This is a genomic window from Halomonas sp. 707D4 (assembly GCF_024158685.1).
In the GTDB taxonomy this organism is placed as follows: Bacteria; Pseudomonadota; Gammaproteobacteria; order Pseudomonadales; family Halomonadaceae; genus Vreelandella.
The window spans coordinates 1-1287 of sequence record NZ_JAMZBD010000680.1 but is presented as its reverse complement, the minus strand read 5'-3'; the positions used below and the strand labels follow the sequence as shown (position 1 = coordinate 1287).

Annotated in this window: 1 protein-coding gene; it reads right to left on the bottom strand. The window is 65.6% G+C overall.

What is annotated here, in order from left to right; all coding sequences use genetic code 11:
* Positions 1 to 52: 52 nt before the first annotated feature.
* A partial coding sequence (locus BIS11_RS17845; protein WP_253586762.1) for a TRAP transporter fused permease subunit occupies positions 53 to 1287 on the bottom strand: 1235 nt, incomplete at its 5' end.

Below are 1287 nucleotides of genomic sequence, written 5' to 3'. Positions count from 1 at the left end.
CCGGGCTTTTTTGTGCCTGCGTGCGTCGTGGCATACGCACTCGGGTAGTGCGTCAGGCGCGCGTCGGGAGCGCCCCTTCCCGGCGGCTGGCCAGGTAGTTGGCGCCGATCGCCACGGCCATCACCACGACGCCGGCGATCTCGGTCCACAGGTTCGGGTAGAAGACCCCGAAGATCGCCGCCCCGATGGCCAGGCGCGGAATCAGCGACATGCGCGTGAACAGGTAGCCTTCGAGCGAGGCCGCGAAGGCACACAGCGCGAACAGCGCGATCACCGCGTTCCAGATCACTACCGGTACCGGGCCGCCGATGATGATCTCCGGGTTGAACACCATGAACAGCGGAATCAGGTAGAGCCCCTTGGCGAATTTCCATGCCTGGAAGCTCGTCTCCATCGGCTTGCTGCCGGCGATCGCCGCCCCCGCGAAACCGGCAAGGGCGATCGGTGGCGTGACGTTGGAATCCTGGGAGTACCAGAACACCACCAGGTGCGCGATCAGAAGCGGCACGCCGAACTCGCTGGTCAGGGCCGGGCCCACCAGCACGATCAGCACGATGTAGCTTGCGGTCACCGGCAGTCCCATGCCGAGCACCAGGCTTGCCAGGAGCACCATCACCAGCGCCAGCACGAGATTACCGCCGGAGAAGGCGAGCATCATCGAGGAGAACTTGAGCCCGAGCCCGGTCAGGCCCACCACGCCGACGATGATACCGGCCACGGCGCAGGCCATGGAGACCGCCACGGCGTTGCGCGCGCCGAGCTCGAGCCCCTGGACCAGCTTGACGAGACCCGCCTTGATCACGCCCAGGGTACGCTCGGCGGTCACCGGCTGACCCTGTTTCGGGGCGACGAAGAAGTACCACAGCGCGTAGCGGATCACCGCCACCGCGACCATGGTGATCACCGCGTAGTAGCCCACCCGCATCGGCGAGAGGTTCATCACCAGAAGCCACACCAGCACTGCCAGCGGCAAGAGGAAGTGCCAGCCATCCTGCATCACCTGGCGCATCTTCGGCAGCTCCGAGCGCGGCATGCCCTGCATGCCCTGCTTGAGCGCGATGATATGCACGAACAGGTAGACCGTGGCGAAGTACATGATCGCCGGCAGGATGCTGATCTTGACGATCTCGAGATACGGCGTATTGGTGTACTCGGCGATCAAGAAGGCGCCGGCGCCCATCAGAGGCGGGGTGATCTGCCCGCCGGTGGAGGCGGCGGCCTCGATGCCGCCGGCCTGCTTGGCCTTGTAGCCCAGACGCTTCATCAGGGGAATGGTGAAGGCACCGG